The 19,163-nt window shown below is 72.4% G+C and carries 20 protein-coding genes and 1 pseudogene; 14 read left to right on the forward strand and 7 right to left on the reverse strand.

Annotation, left to right across the window (positions count from 1 at the left end):
- From ACFFNX_RS16665 to ACFFNX_RS16700, 8 genes are all read left to right on the forward strand, one after another.
- Nucleotides 1-737: MFS transporter (locus ACFFNX_RS16665; protein WP_378202215.1), on the forward strand; the 737-nt coding region annotated here is incomplete at its 5' end.
- On the forward strand, nucleotides 734-1,651 hold the full coding sequence (locus ACFFNX_RS16670; protein ID WP_378202218.1) for an aminoglycoside phosphotransferase family protein: 918 nt from the start codon (nucleotides 734-736) through the stop codon (nucleotides 1,649-1,651). The genes ACFFNX_RS16665 and ACFFNX_RS16670, both read left to right, overlap by 4 nt.
- An 88-nt stretch (nucleotides 1,652-1,739) precedes the next feature.
- Nucleotides 1,740-2,126, forward strand: a complete 387-nt coding sequence (locus ACFFNX_RS16675; protein WP_378202221.1) for a YciI family protein — start codon at nucleotides 1,740-1,742, stop codon at nucleotides 2,124-2,126.
- A complete protein-coding gene (locus tag ACFFNX_RS16680; RefSeq protein ID WP_378202224.1) occupies nucleotides 2,123-3,364 on the forward strand; it encodes an RNA polymerase sigma factor in 1,242 nt (413 codons plus the stop codon). Before ACFFNX_RS16675 ends, ACFFNX_RS16680 begins: the two co-directional genes overlap by 4 nt.
- Nucleotides 3,361-4,221: a carboxymuconolactone decarboxylase family protein gene (locus ACFFNX_RS16685; RefSeq protein WP_378202227.1), complete on the forward strand. Its 861-nt coding sequence runs from the start codon at nucleotides 3,361-3,363 to the stop codon at nucleotides 4,219-4,221. The genes ACFFNX_RS16680 and ACFFNX_RS16685 overlap by 4 nt, the downstream gene beginning before the upstream one ends.
- Nucleotides 4,222-4,301: 80 nt before the next feature.
- Complete coding sequence (locus ACFFNX_RS16690) at nucleotides 4,302-4,643, forward strand: VOC family protein (protein WP_378202230.1); 342 nt, start codon at nucleotides 4,302-4,304, stop codon at nucleotides 4,641-4,643.
- 105 nt (nucleotides 4,644-4,748) lie between these two features.
- Complete coding sequence (locus ACFFNX_RS16695) at nucleotides 4,749-5,135, forward strand: MerR family transcriptional regulator (protein ID WP_378202233.1); 387 nt, start codon at nucleotides 4,749-4,751, stop codon at nucleotides 5,133-5,135.
- The gene (locus tag ACFFNX_RS16700) at nucleotides 5,132-6,109 is read left to right on the forward strand and encodes an aldo/keto reductase (protein WP_378202236.1); all 978 of its coding nucleotides are present in this window, start codon (nucleotides 5,132-5,134) and stop codon (nucleotides 6,107-6,109) included. The genes ACFFNX_RS16695 and ACFFNX_RS16700 overlap by 4 nt, the downstream gene beginning before the upstream one ends.
- Nucleotides 6,110-6,325: 216 nt before the next feature.
- Here the strand turns inward: ACFFNX_RS16700 and ACFFNX_RS16705 are convergent.
- The 4 genes and pseudogenes from ACFFNX_RS16705 to sigJ form a co-directional block, all read right to left on the reverse strand.
- Nucleotides 6,326-6,430 (reverse strand): annotated as a pseudogene (locus ACFFNX_RS16705) (sigma factor-like helix-turn-helix DNA-binding protein); the annotation flags it as partial.
- A 10-nt stretch (nucleotides 6,431-6,440) separates the two neighbouring features.
- Nucleotides 6,441-7,349, reverse strand: a complete 909-nt coding sequence (locus tag ACFFNX_RS16710) for an alpha/beta fold hydrolase (RefSeq protein ID WP_378202239.1) — start codon at nucleotides 7,347-7,349, stop codon at nucleotides 6,441-6,443.
- Between the two features lie 202 nt (nucleotides 7,350-7,551).
- The gene (locus ACFFNX_RS16715) at nucleotides 7,552-7,992 is read right to left on the reverse strand and encodes a carboxymuconolactone decarboxylase family protein (protein WP_378202243.1); all 441 of its coding nucleotides are present in this window, start codon (nucleotides 7,990-7,992) and stop codon (nucleotides 7,552-7,554) included.
- 65 nt (nucleotides 7,993-8,057) lie between these two features.
- Nucleotides 8,058-8,918: an RNA polymerase sigma factor SigJ gene (gene sigJ / locus ACFFNX_RS16720; RefSeq protein WP_378202273.1), complete on the reverse strand. Its 861-nt coding sequence runs from the start codon at nucleotides 8,916-8,918 to the stop codon at nucleotides 8,058-8,060.
- A 197-nt stretch (nucleotides 8,919-9,115) separates the two neighbouring features.
- Between sigJ and ACFFNX_RS16725 the strand changes: the two genes are divergently transcribed.
- From ACFFNX_RS16725 to ACFFNX_RS16735, 3 genes are all read left to right on the forward strand, one after another.
- On the forward strand, nucleotides 9,116-9,511 hold the full coding sequence (locus ACFFNX_RS16725) for a ribonuclease FAU-1 family protein (protein WP_378202246.1): 396 nt from the start codon (nucleotides 9,116-9,118) through the stop codon (nucleotides 9,509-9,511).
- A gap of 287 nt (nucleotides 9,512-9,798) precedes the next feature.
- The gene (locus ACFFNX_RS16730) at nucleotides 9,799-10,608 is read left to right on the forward strand and encodes an alpha/beta fold hydrolase (protein ID WP_378202249.1); all 810 of its coding nucleotides are present in this window, start codon (nucleotides 9,799-9,801) and stop codon (nucleotides 10,606-10,608) included.
- Nucleotides 10,605-11,159: a TetR/AcrR family transcriptional regulator gene (locus ACFFNX_RS16735; protein WP_378202253.1), complete on the forward strand. Its 555-nt coding sequence runs from the start codon at nucleotides 10,605-10,607 to the stop codon at nucleotides 11,157-11,159. The genes ACFFNX_RS16730 and ACFFNX_RS16735 overlap by 4 nt, the downstream gene beginning before the upstream one ends.
- Before the next feature lie 8 nt (nucleotides 11,160-11,167).
- Here ACFFNX_RS16735 and ACFFNX_RS16740 read toward each other — a convergent pair whose 3' ends face one another.
- The 3 genes from ACFFNX_RS16740 to ACFFNX_RS16750 form a co-directional block, all read right to left on the reverse strand.
- Nucleotides 11,168-12,625, reverse strand: coding sequence for a serine/threonine-protein kinase (locus ACFFNX_RS16740; RefSeq protein WP_378202256.1), 1,458 nt, complete (start codon nucleotides 12,623-12,625; stop codon nucleotides 11,168-11,170).
- Between the two features lie 110 nt (nucleotides 12,626-12,735).
- Nucleotides 12,736-13,977, reverse strand: a complete 1,242-nt coding sequence (locus ACFFNX_RS16745; protein WP_378202258.1) for an NAD(P)/FAD-dependent oxidoreductase — start codon at nucleotides 13,975-13,977, stop codon at nucleotides 12,736-12,738.
- Nucleotides 13,978-14,035: 58 nt separating this feature from the next.
- Nucleotides 14,036-15,277, reverse strand: coding sequence for a deoxyguanosinetriphosphate triphosphohydrolase (locus ACFFNX_RS16750; protein ID WP_378202261.1), 1,242 nt, complete (start codon nucleotides 15,275-15,277; stop codon nucleotides 14,036-14,038).
- Nucleotides 15,278-15,435: 158 nt separating this feature from the next.
- On the opposite strand from ACFFNX_RS16750, the gene ACFFNX_RS16755 reads away from it, so the two are divergent.
- The 3 genes from ACFFNX_RS16755 (at nucleotide 15,436) to ACFFNX_RS16765 (ending at nucleotide 18,999) form a co-directional block, all read left to right on the forward strand.
- Nucleotides 15,436-16,908, forward strand: a complete 1,473-nt coding sequence (locus ACFFNX_RS16755; RefSeq protein ID WP_378202264.1) for a M48 family metallopeptidase — start codon at nucleotides 15,436-15,438, stop codon at nucleotides 16,906-16,908.
- A 96-nt stretch (nucleotides 16,909-17,004) separates the two neighbouring features.
- The gene (locus tag ACFFNX_RS16760) at nucleotides 17,005-17,943 is read left to right on the forward strand and encodes an MmpS family transport accessory protein (protein ID WP_378202267.1); all 939 of its coding nucleotides are present in this window, start codon (nucleotides 17,005-17,007) and stop codon (nucleotides 17,941-17,943) included.
- A gap of 90 nt (nucleotides 17,944-18,033) precedes the next feature.
- Entirely contained in the window at nucleotides 18,034-18,999 is a 966-nt protein-coding gene (locus ACFFNX_RS16765) for a hypothetical protein (protein ID WP_378202270.1), read from the forward strand.
- The last annotated feature ends 164 nt before the right edge of the window (nucleotides 19,000-19,163 follow it).

Consider the following 19,163-nt stretch of genomic DNA (forward strand, 5'->3'; position numbering starts at 1 on the left):
GGGCTCGCCGCCGGGCCGCCGGTCGTGGCCGAGACCGCGGGCCGCGTGCGGTGTGGTGGGCCGTACTCGGCCTCGGTCCGACCTGCGCGCTGCTGATCGCCACCACCGGGCCCCAGCCCGCGTACGCCGGCCGACCGGCGATCCGGCCCCGTGGGGTGCGCGACATCGTGCCCGCCGGAACGGTGCTGCCCGGCATCGGGTTCGGCCTCAGCGCGTACGGCTACGGCACCGTCACCACGCTGCTCGTGCTGTACCTGACCTCCGGCGGACACGGCGGGCAGAACGCCGCACTCGCGGTCTTCGCGGGAGCGCTTCTGATCACCTGCTGGCTCGGCAGCTCCCGGGTGGGCCGCCACGGCGGGGCCCGGGTCGCACTCGTCGTCCTGACGATCGAGATCGCCGGCCTCCTCCTGGTCGCGATCGCGCCGGATCCGGTGACCGCGCTGCCGGGAACCGCCCTCACCGGCGTCGGCCTGAGCCTGATGTCCCCCGCCACCGTCGCGATGACCCTGGCCCGCACCGGGCCCCTGCGCCCCTGCGTCTCGGTCGGGCTGACGACCGGCTTCTGGGACCTCGGCATCCTCGTGGCAGGACCCGCCACCGGCCTGATCAGCGCCCACACCGGCGACCGGACCGCGTTCCTCACCACCTCCGCCCTCCGGCGAGCCGCACCACGTGAGAACGGACGAAATTCGGGTGCGGCGCGCACGCCTCCGGCCTTACGGTCCGGCACATGAGCGAGCCCAGCGGCGCCACCTGGCGTGAGCGTGTCCCGGAGGTCGTACGGAACAAGGCGCTGGCCGCCGGGGCCACGCGCTGGCTTGACGACCTTCCGTCGTTGGTCGCGGATCTCTCGCGGGAGTGGGGCATCGGCGTCGGTGCGGCCTATCCGGACGGGACCGAGGCGTTCGTGGCCGAGGCCACCCTCGACGACGGTACGCCCGCCGTCCTCAAGCTGTGCGTGTCACGCGCCGTCGAGGCGGCCCGGCATGAGATCACCGTGCTGCGCCTGACCGGCGGAGAGGGCTGCGTACGGCTGCTGCGCGCGGACCCCGAGCGGGGCGCGCTGCTGCTCGAACGTCTCGGCCGCCCCCTGGTCCGGCTCTCACTCCCCCTGCGCCGGCGGCAGGAGATCCTGTCCGCGGCCGCCGCCCGGGTCTGGCGCCCGGCGCCCGGCTGCGGCCTGCCCACCGGCGCCGCCAAGGGCCGATGGCTGGCCGACTACGTCGAGCGGACCTGGGAGGCACTCGGCCGCCCCTGCGCCGAACGCACCGTGGCCCACGCTCTGACCTGTGTACGCCGCCGCGTCGACGCCCACGACGACGAACGCGCCGTGCTCGTCCACGGCGACGTGCACCAGTGGAACGCCCTGGAGGCGGATGGCGGCTTCCGGCTGGTCGACCCGGACGGCCTCCTGGCCGAGCCGGAGTACGACCTGGGCATCCTGATGCGCGAGGACCCGGTCGAACTCCTCACCGGCGACCCCCGCGAACGCGCCCGGCGACTGGCCCACCGCCACGGCCTCGACGCGGAGGCCATCTGGGAGTGGGGCGCCGTCGAACGCGTTGCCACGGGCCTGCTGGGCACCGCGATCGGCCTCCAGCCCCTGGCCCGTCAGATGCTCACCACCGCCGACCGCCTGGCCGAGTGACCTCGGGAAGTTCGCGGCCGGGTGTCGAGATACGGTCGGCCCGTTCGTCATCTTCTTCAACCGGCAAGGCAGGGGTGGAGGACGACATATGCGGTACATGCTGCTGGTCTACAACTGCGAGCGGCCCGAACCTGATGATCCGGCCTTCGCCGACGCGCTGGCCAGAGTGAACGCGTTCGCCGACGAGTGCCGTCGCCGCGGCGCGTTCGTGGCCGGGCATCCGCTCCAGCCCGAGCACACCGCCACGACCGTGAGCGTGCGCGACGGCAGGACACTGATCACCGACGGCCCGTTCCTCGAGACCCACGAACACCTCGGCGGGGCCTACATCCTCGACTGCCGCGACCTGGACGAGGCGCTGGAACTGGCCACGCTGTGCCCGCTCGCCGAACAGGGCTCGATCGAGGTACGGCCGATCGCCGGCGTGCCGGGCCTGGACCACACGCCCGCGAACGCGGCGGCCGGCGGCGAATGAGCCCGGCGCCGGTCCTGCAGCAGGTCTACGGCGAGCACCGGGCCCGGATGCTGGCCGCCCTGATCCGTGTCCTCGGCGACTTCGAGCTCGCCGAGGACGCCCTCCAGGACGCCTGCGCCCTGGCGTTGCGCAAGTGGGGTGACACGGTGCCGGACGATCCGGTCGCCTGGTTGCTGACCGCGGCCCGTAACAGTGCGATCGACCGGCTGCGGCGGGCCCAGGTCGGCCGGGAGAAGTTCGCCCGGCTCGCCGGACCGCCGGGAGCGGTGTCCGAGGCGACGGACATCGGCGCGGACCGGCTGCTCCGCATGGGCGATGAGCGGCTCAGCCTGATCTTCGCCTGCTGCCATCCCGCCCTGGCCGAGGACGCGCGGGTCGCCCTGACGCTCCAGGCCGTGGCGGGGCTGACCGCCGGGCAGATCGCCCGGATGTTCCTGGTCACCGAGCCGGCCCTGGCGCAACGGCTGGTGCGCGCGAAACGGAAGATCCGCGACGCGGGCATCAGCCTCGAGTTGCCGGCCGACCATCTGCTGCCCCAGCGCCTTCCCGGTGTTCTCGCGGTGGTGTACCTGATCTTCACCCAGGGCTACACCACCGCCCCCGACCGGGCCGGGCGCCACGCGCCGACCCAGGAGGCGATCCGGCTCGGCAAGCTCGTCGCGACCCTCATGCCCGACGAGCCCGAGGCGCTCGGCCTGGTCGCGTTGCTGCTCCTGCACGACTCGCGCGCCGCGGCCCGGTACGGCCCGGACGGCGACGTGATCCTGCTGGCGGACCAGGACCGTTCCCGCTGGGACCGCGCCGAGATGGCCGAAGCCATCGGGCTCCTCGGCCGGGCACTGCGCCTGGGCGCACCGGGGCCCTACCAGATTCAGGCCGCGATCGCCGCGCTGCACGCCCAGGCCCCGGCGGCCGACCGGACGGACTGGCCGCGCATCGCGGCCCTTTACACCGAACTGCTCGCGATGGCCCCGTCGCCGGTGGTGGCGCTGAACCACGCCGTCGCCGTGGCCGCGGCCAACGGCCCGGAAGCGGGCCTGGCGCTGATCGACCGGATCGACGGCCTCGACCACTATCACCTGCTGCACGCCGCCCGCGCGGACCTGCTGCGCCGGCTCGGCCGCGCCGCGTCGGCCGCCACGGCGTACCGGCGGGCGCTCGAACTCGCGACCCGTCCTGCGGATCGACGCTTCCTCGCCCGCCGCCTACGGGACCTCGACCTCCCGGAGACCCGATGAGACTGTCCGTTCTCGATCACGGTCACCGCCGCCGCGTCAAGTCGTTCCTCCTGCTCACCTCGGCCCTGTCGCGGGTGGACAGCCCGGACATCACCAAGATGCTGCTCTACCGGCCGGGGTTCCTCGCCCGCCCGCTGCTGGAACTGACCGCCGACGCGATGCGCGGGCCCTCGTACTGGACGGCCGGGGAACGCGAATACCTGGCGATGTGCACCGCCCGGCTGCACCGATGTCCCTTCTGCGTCGACACGCATGCCGAGCTCACCCGCATCGCCGGCAACGGCGACCCCGACCCGGACGATCCCGCCTCGGCCCGGCCCGGGCTGCGCGCCGTCCGCGACTTCCTGGCCGCCCCCACCGCCATCGGGGTCCCCGGCCTGCCCGAGCAGGCGGTTCTGGATGCGCTGCGCGTCAGGCTGGTCTTCGACATCATCAGCCGGCTCGCCAACGCGTTCGGCTTCACCCTCCGCGAGGGCCAGTTGCACAGCGGCACCCGCGCGCTGCACCGGTTCGGGTACCGCTTCCCGCGCTTCCTGCTCGCCGACGGCGCGACCGCCGACCACGGCGACGCCGTGGAGAACCTCCGCCATGCGGTGCTGGACGCGCCCGGCACCACCGACCCGGCGCTGCGCACGGCGGCCGCGAACGGCGGCCCGCTGCCCGAACCATGGCGGTCCTACGCCACGGCCGTCCGCGACGCCTCGTACGAGATCACCGGCGCCGACGTCGACCGGCTCACCGCCGCCGGGCACACCGAGGACCAGATCTTCGAGGTCACCGTCGCGGCGGCGACCGGCGCGGCCCTGCACGGTTTCGAGGCGGGCCGGCGTGCGCTCGGGCACACGACCACGACCTGACCCGGCGCGGCAGGTCGAGAACGGCGCTGGCCGTTCGTCCTCCGGTGTGTCAACCGACGAACGACCGAAGGGATCCGAACATGTCCGGACAGATCAGCTGGGTCGAGTTGCCCGCCGCCGACACCGCCAGGGCACGCGCCTTCTACTGCGGCCTGTTCGGCTGGGGCACCAGCGAGTTCGGCCCCGACTACCACGTCATCGGGGGCGGCCCGGCGGGCGCGATCGCACCGCGCGGGGACGGCTTCACCCACCCGCGCGTCTATTTCGGCACCGGCGACATCGACGCCTCGGCCAAGCAGGTCCGCGAGCTCGGCGGGCACAGCGAGGACGTCCAGACCATCCCCGGCGTCGGCCGGATCGCGCACTGCCACGACGACCAGGGCACCCCGTTCAGCCTCTACGAACCCGCCGCACAGGACTGACCGGCCCGGCCGGATGCCGCGCGCCTCGGGGCGCGGCATCCGTGGACCGCCGTCTCAGCGCGGCGTCTTTGACCTGGAGCGCGCTCCAGGTGTGAGACTCGGCGCATGGTCGCTTTCTACTCACCCGGCGAGGCGGTGCGGCGCTCGGGCCTCAGCCTGGACACCCTGCGGTACTACGAGCGCATCGGGTTGCTCGACCGGGTCGCGCGTGACCGCAGCGGGCGGCGCCGGTTCGACGATGACGATCTGACCTGGCTGGGCGTGCTGGTGTGCCTGCGGGAGACCGGCATGCCGATCGCGCGGATGCGCCGCTACGCGGAGCTGGTGCGAGGCGGTGGAGACACGATCGCCGAGCGGGTGGCCCTGCTCGCCGAACACGACGCACAGGTGGAAGAGCAGATCAGGACGCTGCGCGTACAGCAGGAGCACCTGCGGAAGAAGCTCGCGGCCTACCGGGAGACGCTCGCGGCGGGCAAGGAGGCCGGCAAGTGAGGCGGACCGAGCTCGGCGGTGCCGGAGGGCTGCCGGTGAGCGCTCTCTGCCTGGGTGCCCTGCCCTTCGGCACGACCGTGGACGAGACGACGGCGTACGAGATCCTGGACCGTTTCGTCGAGGCCGGCGGCACGTTCATCGACACGTCCAACAACTACGCCTGCTGGGTGGAGGGGGCCACCGGAGACGAGAGCGAGCTCGTGCTGGGACGCTGGCTGGCCACCCGGAAGATCCGTGACCAGGTCGTGCTGGCCACCAAGGTCGGCGCGCGGCCGTCGCCGGAACGAGGCGCCGCGTGGCCGCGCAACAGTGAAGGCCTGGCCGCCCGCACCGTACGGGCGGGGATCGAGGGGAGCCTGCGCCGGCTCGGCACCGACCACGTCGATCTCTACTACGCCCACATCGCCGACGACGGCACACCGCTGGAGGAGACCGTCACGGCCTTCTCCGCCCTGGTCACCGAGGGACGGGCCAGGATGGTGGGCTGTAGCAACCACCCGGTCGGCCTTCTCCGGCGGGCGCGGAGCCTCGCGGCCGATCGGGGCCTGACCCCGTACCGGGTCATCCAGCAGCGGCACACCTATCTGCGGCCCCGTCCCGGCGCCGAATTCGGCGTGCAGGAGTACGTCACCGACGATCTGCTCGACTACGTCGCCGACCGGCCCGACCTGAGCCTGCTCGCGTACTCCGTCCTGCTGAGCGGCGCCTACACCAGACCGGACCGCGCCCTCCCCGAACAGTACGATCGGCCCGGCACCGCCCAGCGGCTCACGGTCCTCCGCGAGGTCGCCGCCGAGATCGGGGCGACGCCGAACCAGGTCGTGCTGTCCTGGCTGCTGCACGGTGAACCACCGGTCATGCCGGTGATCGGGGTCAGCTCGGTCGGGCAGCTCCAAGAGTGCCTGGCGGCCGTCGACCTGCACCTGGACCGGCGGCTCCGGGAACGACTCGACCTGCGGCTGCCGCACCCCTGAGGCACGGCAGCCGCGGATCTCAGCGGTGGGTGAACACCGGCACTCACGACCCGAGCCGGTCGGACCGGCGGTAGCCCGCTCGGGTCGTCCAGGTACCACGTGCGCCGGACGCCGCCGGCGGCCTGGTGCGCCGTGTGGTACGCCGCGACGGCGGTGTGCCCGGCCGCGACGAGGCGGCGCGGGAACGTTGAGTTCGGGGGCGAGCTCGCGCAGCCGGGCGAGCGAGCGGTGGGTGGTGCTGCGCACCGTGCCGACGCTGCGGCCGAGCAGGCGCGGGACCTCCTTCTCGGGGAGGTCCTCGAAGAACCGCAGGACGAGCACGGCCCGCCGGCTATGCCTCGGCGGACCCGCCTGTTTCGACGAGGAACGCCCCGAGCGCGCGGTCCAGTTGCCCGGGCCGCTCGGTCGGTACGGCGTGGTGGGACACGCCGGGCAGGATCGTGCGGACGGCGTGGGGCATGAGCTCGCGGGCGTTCGCCGACACCCGGTGGATGTCGTGCGCCCGGCTCCGCTCGGCCAGGAGCAGCAGCGTCGGGACGGTCGAGGCGCGCAGCCGGTCAGGGGCCGGCCGACGCGGCATGACGGTCTTCGCGGTGGGGAACCCACCGCCCAGGGACATCAGGTTCAACCAGGCCGGATCGACCCCGATGCCGCCGGTCTCCCACGTGATGAGGGCGCGTATCCGTTCGGGGTTCGGCCGGACGAGCGTCGGCACGGCGCGCAGGCGGTAGCCCGTCCTCAGGCCGGCGAAGCAGTCGGTCGGTTCGAGCAGCGCGAGCCTGCGCACCCGCCGCGGCGCGTGAAGAGCGTAGTTGAGCGCGAGCCAGCCGCCGTACGAGTGGCCGCAGAGGGAGGCGCCGCCGAGGCCCAGCGCGTCGAACAGCCCGTCGAGCCAGCCCATGAACCCGGGAAGGCCGTCGATCGGGCGTTCGGCCACGCTACGGCCGGCGTCGCCGATGGTGTCGACCGCGTACACGCGATGGGTGCGGCTCAGCTCGCCCACGTTGGCGAACCACACGGCCGACGTGGCGCCGCCGCCGTGGAGCAGGACCAGGGGCCTGCCGTCGCGCGGCCCGCAGACGCGGACGTGGGTCGTGCCGGAGGGCGCCGGCACGTCGACGGACTCGAAGGTGACCGGCCACTGGGCCAGGACGGCGTCGTACGCCGCGAGGTAGTCGGCCCGCCCTCGCCACGTCCTCACGGCCGAGCGGGCGTGTCCCGGTGTGCCTTCGCCGGTCATTCGGTCACCCCGCCTCGTCCGGTCGTGCGGTGTACCCGGAGTATAGGAACCGGCCGCACCGGAGCCGGGCAAGGGCGCCCTCGGGTGCCCGGCAGCCATCGCCGTACGAGCCCGAGCGCGGAACCGGGCCCGACAGCGCCGCCGTGGACGCGGCGCGGACGCCGCCCGGCTCGGGCCGGACGGCGTCCCGTGCCGGGTGGCGTCAGCCGCGGTCCGGGGGTGCCGTGTGCGTCGGGGCGGCGATGCGGTTCCAGGTGTTGATCATCGCTACCTGGCCCACCAGATACGCGACCTCCTCCGGTTTGAAGGCCGTCGCGATCGCGTTCCAGGTCTCGTCCGGCACGCCGCCGGGCGATTCGGTCGCCGCCTCCGCGTACGCCAGGGCCGCGCGCTCGGCCTCGGAGTACAGCTTCGACTCCCGCCACGCGGGCAGCTGGAACACCCGGTCCTGGGTCTCGCCGATCTCCAGCGCCTCGTGGGTGTGCATGTCGATGCAGAACAGGCACCCGTTCATCTGCGAGGCGCGGATCTTGACGAGCTCGCGCACCTTCGGGTCCAGCGGCCCCTTGCGGATGGTCGTCTCAGTGTGGATGAACGCCCGGTAGAGCTCCGGCGCGACCTCGGGGAGGCTGATGCGTGACATGAGGTTCGTCTTCCCTTCTCGATGGTTCGTCAGGGAGACGAGGCAGCCGCCCCCGGTGTGACGGCCTACGACGCGGAGATTCTCACGCGAGCGAGTTTGTCCGGGTTGAGCTGCCGGTGGATCGCCAGGATCCGGCCGTCCGCCGCGATGTCGTACGTGTCGACGCAGGTGAGCGCGCCCGACCGGTACAGGCCCAGCGCCGGCTCGCCCCCGACCTCCAGCGGCACGGCTGTCGCCGGCTCCTGCCACCGCGCCACGCGCAGCAGGACCATCGCGATCCGCTCCCCACCGGTGATCAGGCGGCGCGCCGCCCGCACCCGGCCGCCGCCGTCGGTCACGTACACCGCCTCCGGATGCAGCAGGGCGACCAGTCCCTCCAGGTCACCGGCCTCGTACGCCGCGCGGAACGCCGCCAGCACCCGCGCCCGCTCGGCACTGTCGGCGCGCGGCTGCTCCTTCGCCGCCGTGATCCGCCGCCGGGCGCGCGAGGCGAGCTGCCGCCCGGCCGCGGCGGTCGTGCCGAGGACCTCGGCGATCCGGTCATAGGACACCTCGAACACGTCGTGCAGCACGAACGCGACCCGCTCGGCCGGGCTCAGGTGGTCCATCACCAGCAGCATCGCCGTGCTCACCGAGTCATCGACGATCACCGGCTCCGACGCGTCCGGGCCGGTCAGAAGCGGCTCGGGCAGCCACGGCCCGACGTAGGTCTCCCGCCGCACCCGCGCCGACCTGAGGATGTCGTACGCCCGGCGCGCGGCCACCGTGACGAGCCACGCCCGCAGGTCGCGCACGCCGGACAGGTCGGCGGAGGCGGCGCGCAGCCACACGTCCTGCTCGACGTCCTCGGCGTCGCCGACCGTGCCGAGGAGCCGGTAGGCCACCCCGAACACCGCCGGCCGATGCTCGGCCCAGACCTCCTCCATCACGCCCTCGACGCTACCGCCCGGTCTCCGCCCCCACGCCGTCGAGCCCTGGCATGATTCGGGAGCGTGGCGGCCGATGGACCCGGCGTTCCCCGAGGGGTCCGCGGTGGTGCGGGGCAGAGTGGAAGGCCGCCCCCGACCGGGTGATCCGCGACACCGGCGCCGAACCGATACCCGCGTGCCGGCCTGGCGTCGAGATGCTCGCACCGACCACCTGGATCCGGTGGTTGCGCACCGGCGATGACGCCGTCCGCGAACAGGCCATCCCCGATCTGGCCACCGGCCGCTGGGAACTGGACCGGTGGGTGTGGCGGGACACGACGCAGCTGACGCGATTCGACACCGACCGGCACTTCAGCGTCAGCCGGTTCTTCGACGCCGAGGGCCGCTGCGGCGGCTGGTATGTCGACTTTGTCCGCCCCTGCCGGCGGACCGCCATCGGCATCGACACCTTCGACCTGCTGGTGGACCTGGTCGTGACCGCAGACCTGTCGGCCTACCGGTGGAAGGACGAGGACGAATACCTCCAGGACCGCCGCCCCGGCCTGATCGACGACACCCTTCACCGGCGCGTCGAGGGTGCCCGGCAGTAGGTCGTCTCCCTGATCGAGTCCCGCCAGGGCCCGTTCGCCGACGACGGGGCATCGTGGCGGCGCGACGCGGCCTGGCCACCGCCCGTACTCCCCCGGAAATAGGCGAGATCGTCGCGAAAACGGCTCACTGACCATCCGTCGCGTCATCGAACGCGTCGGCTGCGCCGAGCCCCGGGCGGCGCGGCAGCCCCGCGTCGCCGACCGTGGAGGAGTTGCCGTCACCTCGGGCAGCGAGTTAGCCTGTGCCTCAGATTGACCGACCGGTCGGTCGGCTACTGAGGGGGTACATGATGCCTTTCGTCCAGACCAGAGCGGGGCGGGTGTTCTACACCGAGCAGGGAAGCGGCCCGCCGGTCGTGCTGCTGCACGCCACCCTGCACGACCACACCGACTTCGACGCCGTGGCCGGACCCCTGGCGGACGCCGGCCATCGCGTGCTGGCCGTGGACTGGCCGGGCCACGGCCAGTCCGAGACGCCGGCCGGGTCGCGGCCGGTGACCGCGCCGCTGCTGGCCGACACGCTCGCCGATCTCATCGCCGAACTCGATCTCGCGCCGGCCGTGTTCATCGGCAACTCCGTCGGCGGGTACGCCGCGGCCAGGATCGCGCTCGACCACCCGGACCGGGTCACCGGGCTCATCCTGGTCAATACCGGCGGGTTCGTTAAGGTCCCCCGCCTCGGGGTCCGCCTCCTGGGCATCCCGGCCGTCAACCGGGTGGTCTTCCCCCGGCTCGTTCCCCGGTACATGAAGGCGGACGGCGACCTGCCCCGCGCCATCACCCGCCAGGTCCAGGAACGGGCGCGCGACAGGACGGGCGCCGCCGTCTCCGCAGCGCTGTGGCGAAGCTTCGCCGATCCGGCCTATGACCTGCGGGCCGACGGGCACCGGCTCGGCGTGCCCGTGCTGCTGGCGTGGGGGGCGCGGGACATCTTCCTGCCCCTGTCCGCCGGACGCCGGACGCAGGCGGCGATACCCGGCGCGGACCTGCGCGCACTGCAGACCGGGCACGTGGTCTTCGCCTCCGATCCGGATGGGTTCCTGGGCCTGGCGCTGCCCTTCCTCGAATCGGTGGCGACCGCCGGGAGCGCGCAGTGAGCACCGGCGTCCGGCAGCAGCGCGCGGCGGCCACCCGCAGGCAACTCGTCGCCGCGGGCCTGTCCCTGGCGGAGCGGACGGGCCTGGCCGGCATGAGCGTCAACCTCATCGTCACCGAGGCGGGCGTGGCCAAGGGCACCTTCTTCCACCACTTCCGCGACCGGTCGGAGTTCCTGCTGGCACTGCACACCGAGTTCCACGACCGCACGTTCGCCGAGATCGAGAAGACGATCGCGGGGATGGCGCCGGGCCGCGGCAGGCTGCTCGCGGCCGCAAACGCCTACCTGGACGAATGCCTGAGCCATCGCGGCGTCCGGGCGCTGCTGCTGGAGGCCCGTGTCGACCCCGCGATCATCGAGGCGATCGCCTCCCGGAACAAGCTGGTCATCCAGCTGAGCAGCCCCGACTTCGCCGCCATGGACTGGGCGCACCCGGGGCCGAGCGCGGCCCTGTGGAACAGCGCCGTCGTGGAGGCCGCCATCCTTGAGCTGGACGCCGGCGGCCACCAGCCGGAGACCCGGGCGGCGCTGGCGCAGTTCCTCCGGGAGTAGCCCCGGGGTCACTCGCCCTTGTCATTGAGCCACCCGCACACCCAGTACCGGTGGTCGGAGTCCCGTTCGACGATCCACTGGTTGTCGACGTGCCCGGCGGTCCTCCCGGTGGAGGGGTCCTCCTGGGTGAGGGTGGCCTCGACACTGAGCTGGTCGACGTCCTCGGGGATGGTGTACGGCTTCATCTTCCATCGGGCGACGTAGTAGCCGTTGAGGGCGAACCCGAGCAGGCCGGAGCGCAGCCGTGGACAGGTCGCCGCTCGCAGCTGCGTCATGTTGTGGTCGGCGAGGCCGTCCATGTAGTTCTTGAACACCCGGTTGATGGCGTCCGCGCTCATCGACGTGTGCGCCGGAGCGGCCGGGTAGGTGGTGGCGGGCGCCGACGGGGTGTACTGGGGGACCGACGGGGCCGGTGTGGTCGCGGTGCTGGGGCCGGTGTTCGCCGCCGTCGTGCCGGACCTGGAGTCCGGCCACAGCAACAGCACGGCCCCGAGGGCGACGACGACCGCGATGACCGCCACGACCGCCCCGACGTACAGGGAGGGTCCCGTCGGCGACGCGGTCGCCCGCAGTGTCGGCGGCGGCGATGGCGCCGCGGGTGGGCCCGGCGGCGGCAGCGGTGGGGCCACCCGGGTCGGCAGCGGTTCGGCGTCGCGGCCGAGGTCGGCGAGAAGCCGGTGGGCGTCGTCGGCGGTCAGCCGCCGCGCCGGGTCCTTGTCGAGGAGCCCCGTGAGCACGGGCGTGAGCGGTCCGGCGTGGACGAACGGGTGCGGGTCCTCGGTGGCGATGGCGACGAAGATCCCGCCGGTGTTGGCCCCGCCGAACGGCGCCCGCCCCTCCACGGCCGCGTACAGGGTGGCGCCGAGCGACCACAGGTCGGTCTCGGGCGTGGCGTCCTGCCCCCGGACCTGTTCGGGGGCCATGAACGCCGGCGTCCCGAGGATCGCTCCGGACCGGGTGAGGGTGCTGTCGCCTTCGAGGGCGGCGATGCCGAAGTCGGTGAGGACGACCCGCTCGCCCTCCAGCAGGACGTTGGCGGGTTTGACGTCCCGGTGGACCACACCGGCGGCGTGCGCGGCTCGCAGTGCCGTCAGCATCTTGGTCCCGAGAGCGGCGACGGCGTCGACTTCGAGCCGCCCGTGTTCGCGGAGGAGGTCCTGGAGGGATCCGCCCTCGACGTACTCCATGACGATCCACGGCCGGTCGCCGACGGTGAGCCGGTCGTGGACGGTGACGATCCAGGGATGTTTCAGCCGCGCGGCGGCCCTGGCCTCGCGTTCCAGGCGCGCGTAGAACGTGCCCCGTTCGCTCTCGTCGACGCCGTCGGGGAGCCGCAGCTCCTTGATCGCGACGGTGCGGTCGAGGTCGGTGTCCCAGGCCCGCCACACGATGCCCATCCCGCCGCGGCCGATGACGTCGAGCAGCCGGTACCGCCCCGCCAGGATCTCGTCAGGGTCGGTGCGCATGGGGGGATCGTACTGACCGATCGACGTCAAAAGAACGATTTCGTCTATAAAGTGGCCGGGACGTCAGAGGCCCCTCGTTGAGCCGGTTCGCCGGGAATGCGGTGCCGAGGTCAGGTCGCCAGGTCCGACAGGGGTACGCCGACGTCGGCGAGGCGGGCCCGGTCCACCGGCTCGCCGGAGCGGATGAGCGCCTGGATGTCGTCGGTGACGTCCCAGACGTTGACGTTCATCCCGCCGACGACGCGCCCGCCGGACAGCCAGAAGGCGATGAACTCCAGGTCGTCGGAGTCGCCCGAGACGTACGCGGACGGGTCCTCCCCGCGGTACACCACCTCGTCGTAGTCGCCGGCCCAGTCGCCCGAGGCCTCCATGCCGAGTTCGAACTGGTCGGTGTAGAAGTAGGGCACCTGGTCGAAGACGACGTCCTGGCCGAGCATGGAGCGGGCCGCCGCGGCGCCGCCGTTCAGGGCGTTCGCCCAGTGCTCGACGCGGATGCGGCGGCCGAGCAGCGGGTGGTGGGCGTTCGCGACGTCGCCGGCGGCGAAGATGTCCGGGTCGGACGTCCGCAGCGCCGCGTCGACCAGCACGCCGTTGTCCACCTCGAGCCCCGCCTCCTCGGCGAGCGCGGTGTTCGGCACCGCGCCGATGCCGACGATCACGAGGTCTGCGGGCAGTTCGACCCCGGTGCTCGTCACGACCGAGGTCTCGGTGATCTCCGCGACGCCGTCGCCGAGGGTGAACTCCACCCCCTGCCGCCGGTGCACGGCGGCGAACACCTCGCCGAGCTCGGGGCCGAGCACGCGGTGCAGCGGCGTGGCCTCCGGCTCGACCACGTGGACGTCGTTGCCGTACCCGCGCGCGGCGGCCGCCGCCTCCAGGCCGATCCAGCCCGCGCCGACCACGACGACCCGCCGGTCTCCGGAGATCAGCATGGACCGCAGCCGCTCGGAGTCGTCGGCGGAGCGGATGTGGTGCACGTGGTCCTGCCGCGCACCGGGCACGTCGAGCCGGCGCGGTGAGGCGCCCGTGGTGAGCAGCAGGCGGGTGTAGCCGATCCGCTCGCCGTCGGCGAGCCGCACCTCGTGGCTCGCGCGGTCGATCGCCGTCACCGCCGCGCCGAGGCGCAGCTCGACGCGGTTGTCGCCGTACCAGGACTCCTCGTGCACGTACGCCTGGTCGAGCGGGTCCTTGCCGGTGAGGAAGCCCTTGGTGAGCGGAGGCCGTTCGTACGGCCGGCGCCGTTCGTCGCCGATCAGCACGAGCCGTCCGGCGAATCCCTCCTCGCGCAGCTTCTCCGCCGCCTTCGCCCCGGCCAGACTCGCTCCGGCGATGACAAAGGTCTCCTCGGGCATGGGCACCTCCACGTCAGGTCATGGCGGCTCCCAGTATCCACCGTGGCAGATCGCCGGATCAGGAGGTTCGGCCGAGGAGCTCCCGGTGCCAGGCCGACGCGGCGGTGTCGGTGAGAGAGGCGACCTGGTCGACGATGGCGCGGAGCCGGCCGGCGTCGTCCGTGGCGGCCTCGTGGAAGTCGCGGAACACCGGGGTCAGCCGGCGCGGCGCGTCCACCGACAGCGCCTCGACCAGTTCGGCGATCACCTCGCGCTGGCGCTCCTGGGTCTTCGCGTGGCTCTCGCGGCGCATCACGTAGTGCGCCGCGACGCCCTTCAGCAGCGCGCACTCCAGGCGTTGCTCGCGCGGCACGATCAGGTCGGCCGCGTACCGGCTCAGCGGCCCCTCCCCGTACGCGCCGTGGGTGGCCTGTTCCGCCGCGCGGCAGAAGCGGCCGATCAGTTCGCTCGTGAGGTTCTTCAGCGCGGCCAGCGTGCGCAGCGTGCCGTCGAAGCGGGACGGCCAGTACGGCTCGGTCAGCAGTGCGGTGAAGCGCTCCTCCAGCTCGTCCGGTGACGCGTCGCAGTACAGCGAGGCGGTCAGCGCGCACACCGCGCGGCGTTCGGCCGGGTCGGCCAGCGTGTCGAGGCGGATGTGGCCCGCGTGCAGGCCGTCCTCCAGGTCGTGCACGGAGTAGGCGACGTCGTCGGACCAGTCCATGACCTGGGCCTCGAAGCAGAGCCGCTCCCCCGGCGCGCACGCGCGCACCCAGGCGAAGACCGGCCGGTCGTCCTCGTACACGCCGTACTTGCGGTCACCCTCCCGCCGTGGCCACGGGTACTTCATCGCGGCGTCGAGGGCGGCACGGGTCAGGTTGAGGCCGGCGCTGCTGCCGTCGGCGGCGAACGACTTGGCCTCCAGGCGGGTGAGCAGCCGCAGGCTCTGTGCGTTGCCCTCGAACCCGCCGCACGCCGCCGCGACCTGGTCCAGCACCGTCTCGCCGTTGTGCCCGAACGGCGGGTGCCCCAGGTCGTGCGACAGGCAGGCGACCTCGGTCAGGTCCGGGTCGCAGCCGAACGCCTTGCCCAGCTCGCGCCCGATCTGCGCGCATTCGAGCGAATGGGTGAGGCGGGTGCGCGGGCTGTAGTGGTCGGAGCGGTCGCTCGCGGCGAGCTCGACCACCTGCGTCTTGGCCGCGAGCCGGCGCAGCGCGGCGCTGTGCAGCACGCGGGCGCGGTCGCGTTCGAACGGAGTGCGCTCACGCCGCTTCGGCGGCTCATCCACCCAGCGCTCCCGGTCGCGTTCGGTGTAGACGGTCATGCGGGTCTGCCGACTCCCCTCACTGCACGCGGCCATGGAGTCCCGAGCGTACGTGCTGGTGATGACTGCGAAGCCAACCCGGGAAAAGGGAACCGTGTCGCCCCTGCAGATCCTCTAAAGTCCTGCTATTCCCGTTGGCGATCCACCGAGGCGAGCAGATGATCACGACTTTCCGCGCGGCGGTGGCCGTCGTCCTCCTCGCGGGGTTCTACGTCCTCGTCACCGCGATCACGGCCGGCATCGTGGTCCTCGACTATTACGCGATCCGGTACGGCCACGCGGGCGGCTTCAAGGTCGCGGCCTTCGCCACGCTCGGCGGCCTGGCGATGCTGCGCGGCGTCTTCGTCGTCGGCCGGCGGCAGGACGCCGACCAGCCCGGCGTCGCGGTGAGCCCGCAGGACGAGCCCGAGCTGTGGCGTACGGTCACCGAGCTCGCCGGGCGGGTCCACACGCGGGTACCGGACGAGATCCGACTCGTCCCGGAGGTCAACGCCGCCGTCAGCGAGGACGCCCGCCTGCTCGGGCTGATCCGCGGGCGGCGGCACATGTACGTCGGCGTCCCGCTGGTGCTGACGCTCGGCGCCGACGAGCTGCGCGCGGTCCTCTGTCACGAGCTCGGCCACTACAGCGGCTCGCACACGCGCCTCGGCGGCATCACCTACCGGGGCCGTACGGCGCTGATCCGCACGATCCAGCGGCTGGAGGGGCACGCGATCATCCGGACGTTCTTCGCGGCGTACGCGACGGTCTACCTGCGGGTCTCCCAGGCGGTCTCCCGCCGCCAGGAGCTGGAGGCGGACGCCGCGGCCGTCACGGTCGCGGGCCGCCGGGCGATGGGCGACGCACTGCGGAAGGTCCGCGCCGCGGCGGCCACCTGGGAGTTCTACGCCGGCAACCACCTGCGGTTGATCGGTGCCGCGCAGGCGCGCCCGGCCGACCTGTTCGCCGGCTTCTACTCGCTCTTCCACGAACCGAGCATGGGCGGTGAGCTGGCCAAGGTGATGAACGCCCCGGAGGAGCGCTCGCCGTACGACTCGCATCCGAGCCTGGCCGAGCGTCTGGCCGCGATCGGCCGGCTGCCCGAGCCGTCCGTACGGCCCGACCCGCGGCCGGCGCTGGCGCTGCTCGCCGACCCGCAACGCGCCGCGATGGCCACGCAGGCGTCGATGCTGACCCCGGAGGCGCTGCGGCTACCGGTCCTCGAATGGCCGCAGATCGTGGAGCGGGGGCTGTGGAACGCCTCCAACGCCGAGTCGCTGAAGGACGTGTTCGAGGCGGTCGGCGCGATGGCGAACACCCCACGGCCGACCGTGGACACGGTCCTGCGGGTGCTGGCGGGCGGCGGCGCGGGTGACCTGGGCGCGCGCCTGCGGAGGGCGGGCTGGCGGGGCGACGACACGCCCGAGCTGGTGTCGCGCGTGGTGGCCCGTGCGTTCGAGGGCCTGTTGATCCAGGCGGGCCGTGCCCACTATGTCTTCTCCTGGTCTGATCTGGCGAAGCTCCGCGACCCGAATGGGAACGAAGTCGATCTTTCCGGCGCCGTACGGAAAGCGGTCGACGACCCCCGGCAGGTCAATGCCCTCCATGCGAGCCTGACCGGCCTCGGAATCACGGCCGACGGCCACCCTTAATGCAGAACGCACGTCTTCGGGTGGATTACGTCCGCTCTCGCGCATCTCCTGGTTGGATGTCCGCGAAAATGCCTAATATCACACGGGGAGCTTCGGGTGAAACGCGGAGTGATTTTGGTGCCGCTCGTGCTGACGGCCGTACTGGCCGCCTGCGGATCGGGTTCGGGTTCGGGTGCGGCGGGCGGCGGCGGCAAAAGCGCAGGCGGTAACGGCGGACCGCCCAAGGGCGGCTGGCCTCAGCCGGTGAACGGCCTGCTCACCCCGCAGATGTGCGGCCTTCTCACCAATGACGACTACGCGAGGTACGGCCACGAACGGCTGCCGGTCATCTCGCAGAAGCGCGTCGACAACGCGCCCAACGCCGTCGACTGCCTCTACATTACCTCCGACGAGCTGGACCTCAGCCTCCAGCCGACCGCGGAGGCCGCCAAGGTGCAGTACGCCGCGAGCCTGAAGGACCACAAGGAGCGGCTCAGCGAGAACAACCGCCCCTCGATCCTGGCCACGAACGTCGTGCAGGGCGCCGACGAGAGCTGGTTCGACTACTGGACGCTCGGCACGGCCGACGCGAAGTTCAAGGAGTACGAGATCAGCGTGCGCCGGGGCTCTCTGGTCGTCGGCATCGTCCTCAGCGGGATCAAGGGCGAGCACGAGAAGGACCCGCGTACGGTGCTGACCGGCCTCGCCGGGCTGGTGCTCCAGCGCATCCCGAACGTCGGCCGGGCCGACACGGGCAAGACGCACAAGGCCGAGTTCGCGGTGGCCGGTGCGGGCCGGGCCCGGCAGATCGTCTTCAACGACCCCACGTCCGGCAAGGTGACGACGCTCAAGAACGTCAAGCTGCCGTGGCACGTCGAGAAACCCCTGATCAACACCGGTCAGGCCCAGATCATGCTCAACCTGAACGCGGTGAGCGGCACGCCGATGGCCGCGATCGGCTGCAACATCTCGGTCGACGGCCACACCGTGGTCCAGGAACAGCCGAAGATCGGCGGCTTCGCCAACTGCTCGCAGCCGTTCACCCCGCCCAAGTGAGCCCTAAAATAATTCGCCGCTGATGTGCACCGTTTGACGGCCTCTCGCGTCCTTTGTAGGCGTTTGCCGAAACAAGGGGGGAACTTGTTGATGAGGCGTGGTCTTCCACTGGCGTTCGCGCTGGTGTTCGCCATGGTTTTCGCCCTGGCCGGATGCCGTCTGACGGGCGGCGCCGACCAGGCCGGGCCGCCGGCGGGCGGATGGCCGCAGCCGGCCGGCAACCTGGTCAACACGAAGATGTGCGGGCTGCTGACCAAGGCGGACTACGCCAAGCTCGGCCACGTCCGGCGGCCGAGCATGTCGAGCACGGTGAACGACCGCACCAACACGCTCGACTGCTCGTACCAGTCGGTCGACGCGATGTCGCTCACCCTGAAGCCGACCGCCGAGGCGGCCCGGGCGTACTTCGCCGCCGACCTGGCGGACCACAAGCAGCAGCTGGCCTCCGACCACCGCTCCTCGGTGCTCGCGCAGGACGTCGTGGCGCTGGCGGACGAGAGCTGGTTCGACTACTGGACGGCGGGCACCGAGGACCAGGGCGCGGTCGCCCACGAGATCCGCGTACGCCGTGGCGCGCTGGTGCTGACCATCGTCCTCAACGGGGTGCGGGGCAAGAAGGAGGGCGACCCGCGCAACGTCCTCGCCGCGCTGGCCGACCTGGTCCTGCGCCGTCTCCCCCACGCCGGCACGAAGGACACGGGCACGAACCACAAGGTCCAGTACGAGGTGATCGGCCTGGGCCGGGCGACGTCGATCTGGTGGGAGGACTTCACCGGCGTCGACGGCGACAACGCCTCGGTGAAGAACACCCGCATCCCGTGGATCCGGACCGTGTCGGTGGCGACGGCCGCCGGAATCACGCCGGACCAGGCGATGGTGCACGTCGAGACGGCCTCGAAGAAGACCAAGGTGGGCTGCCTCATCCTGGTCGACAACGTCCCGATCGCCGGGGAACGCCCCAAGGCGGGCGGCGTGGTGGAGTGCGAGGGCGACATCCCCGAAGACGACGACTCCGGCGCGAGCGCCCAGCCCGCCGCGTACCGGCTCGTCGGCTGACCCCGGCCCGCGTCTACGCGACATCCGGACGGAGGTATCCGCCCCACTCCGGACAGCGGCCGGTTTTAGGACCTGTCTCGAAGTGGTCGGGTCGTGGGTTTTCCACAGCCGTGGGTGTGGTCTTCTTTTGGTGTGTGGGGTGGCTTGACAATGGAAGTGGGGTC

This window comes from Actinoallomurus acaciae, from assembly GCF_042429965.1.
In the GTDB taxonomy this organism is placed as follows: Bacteria; Actinomycetota; Actinomycetes; order Streptosporangiales; family Streptosporangiaceae; genus Actinoallomurus; species Actinoallomurus acaciae.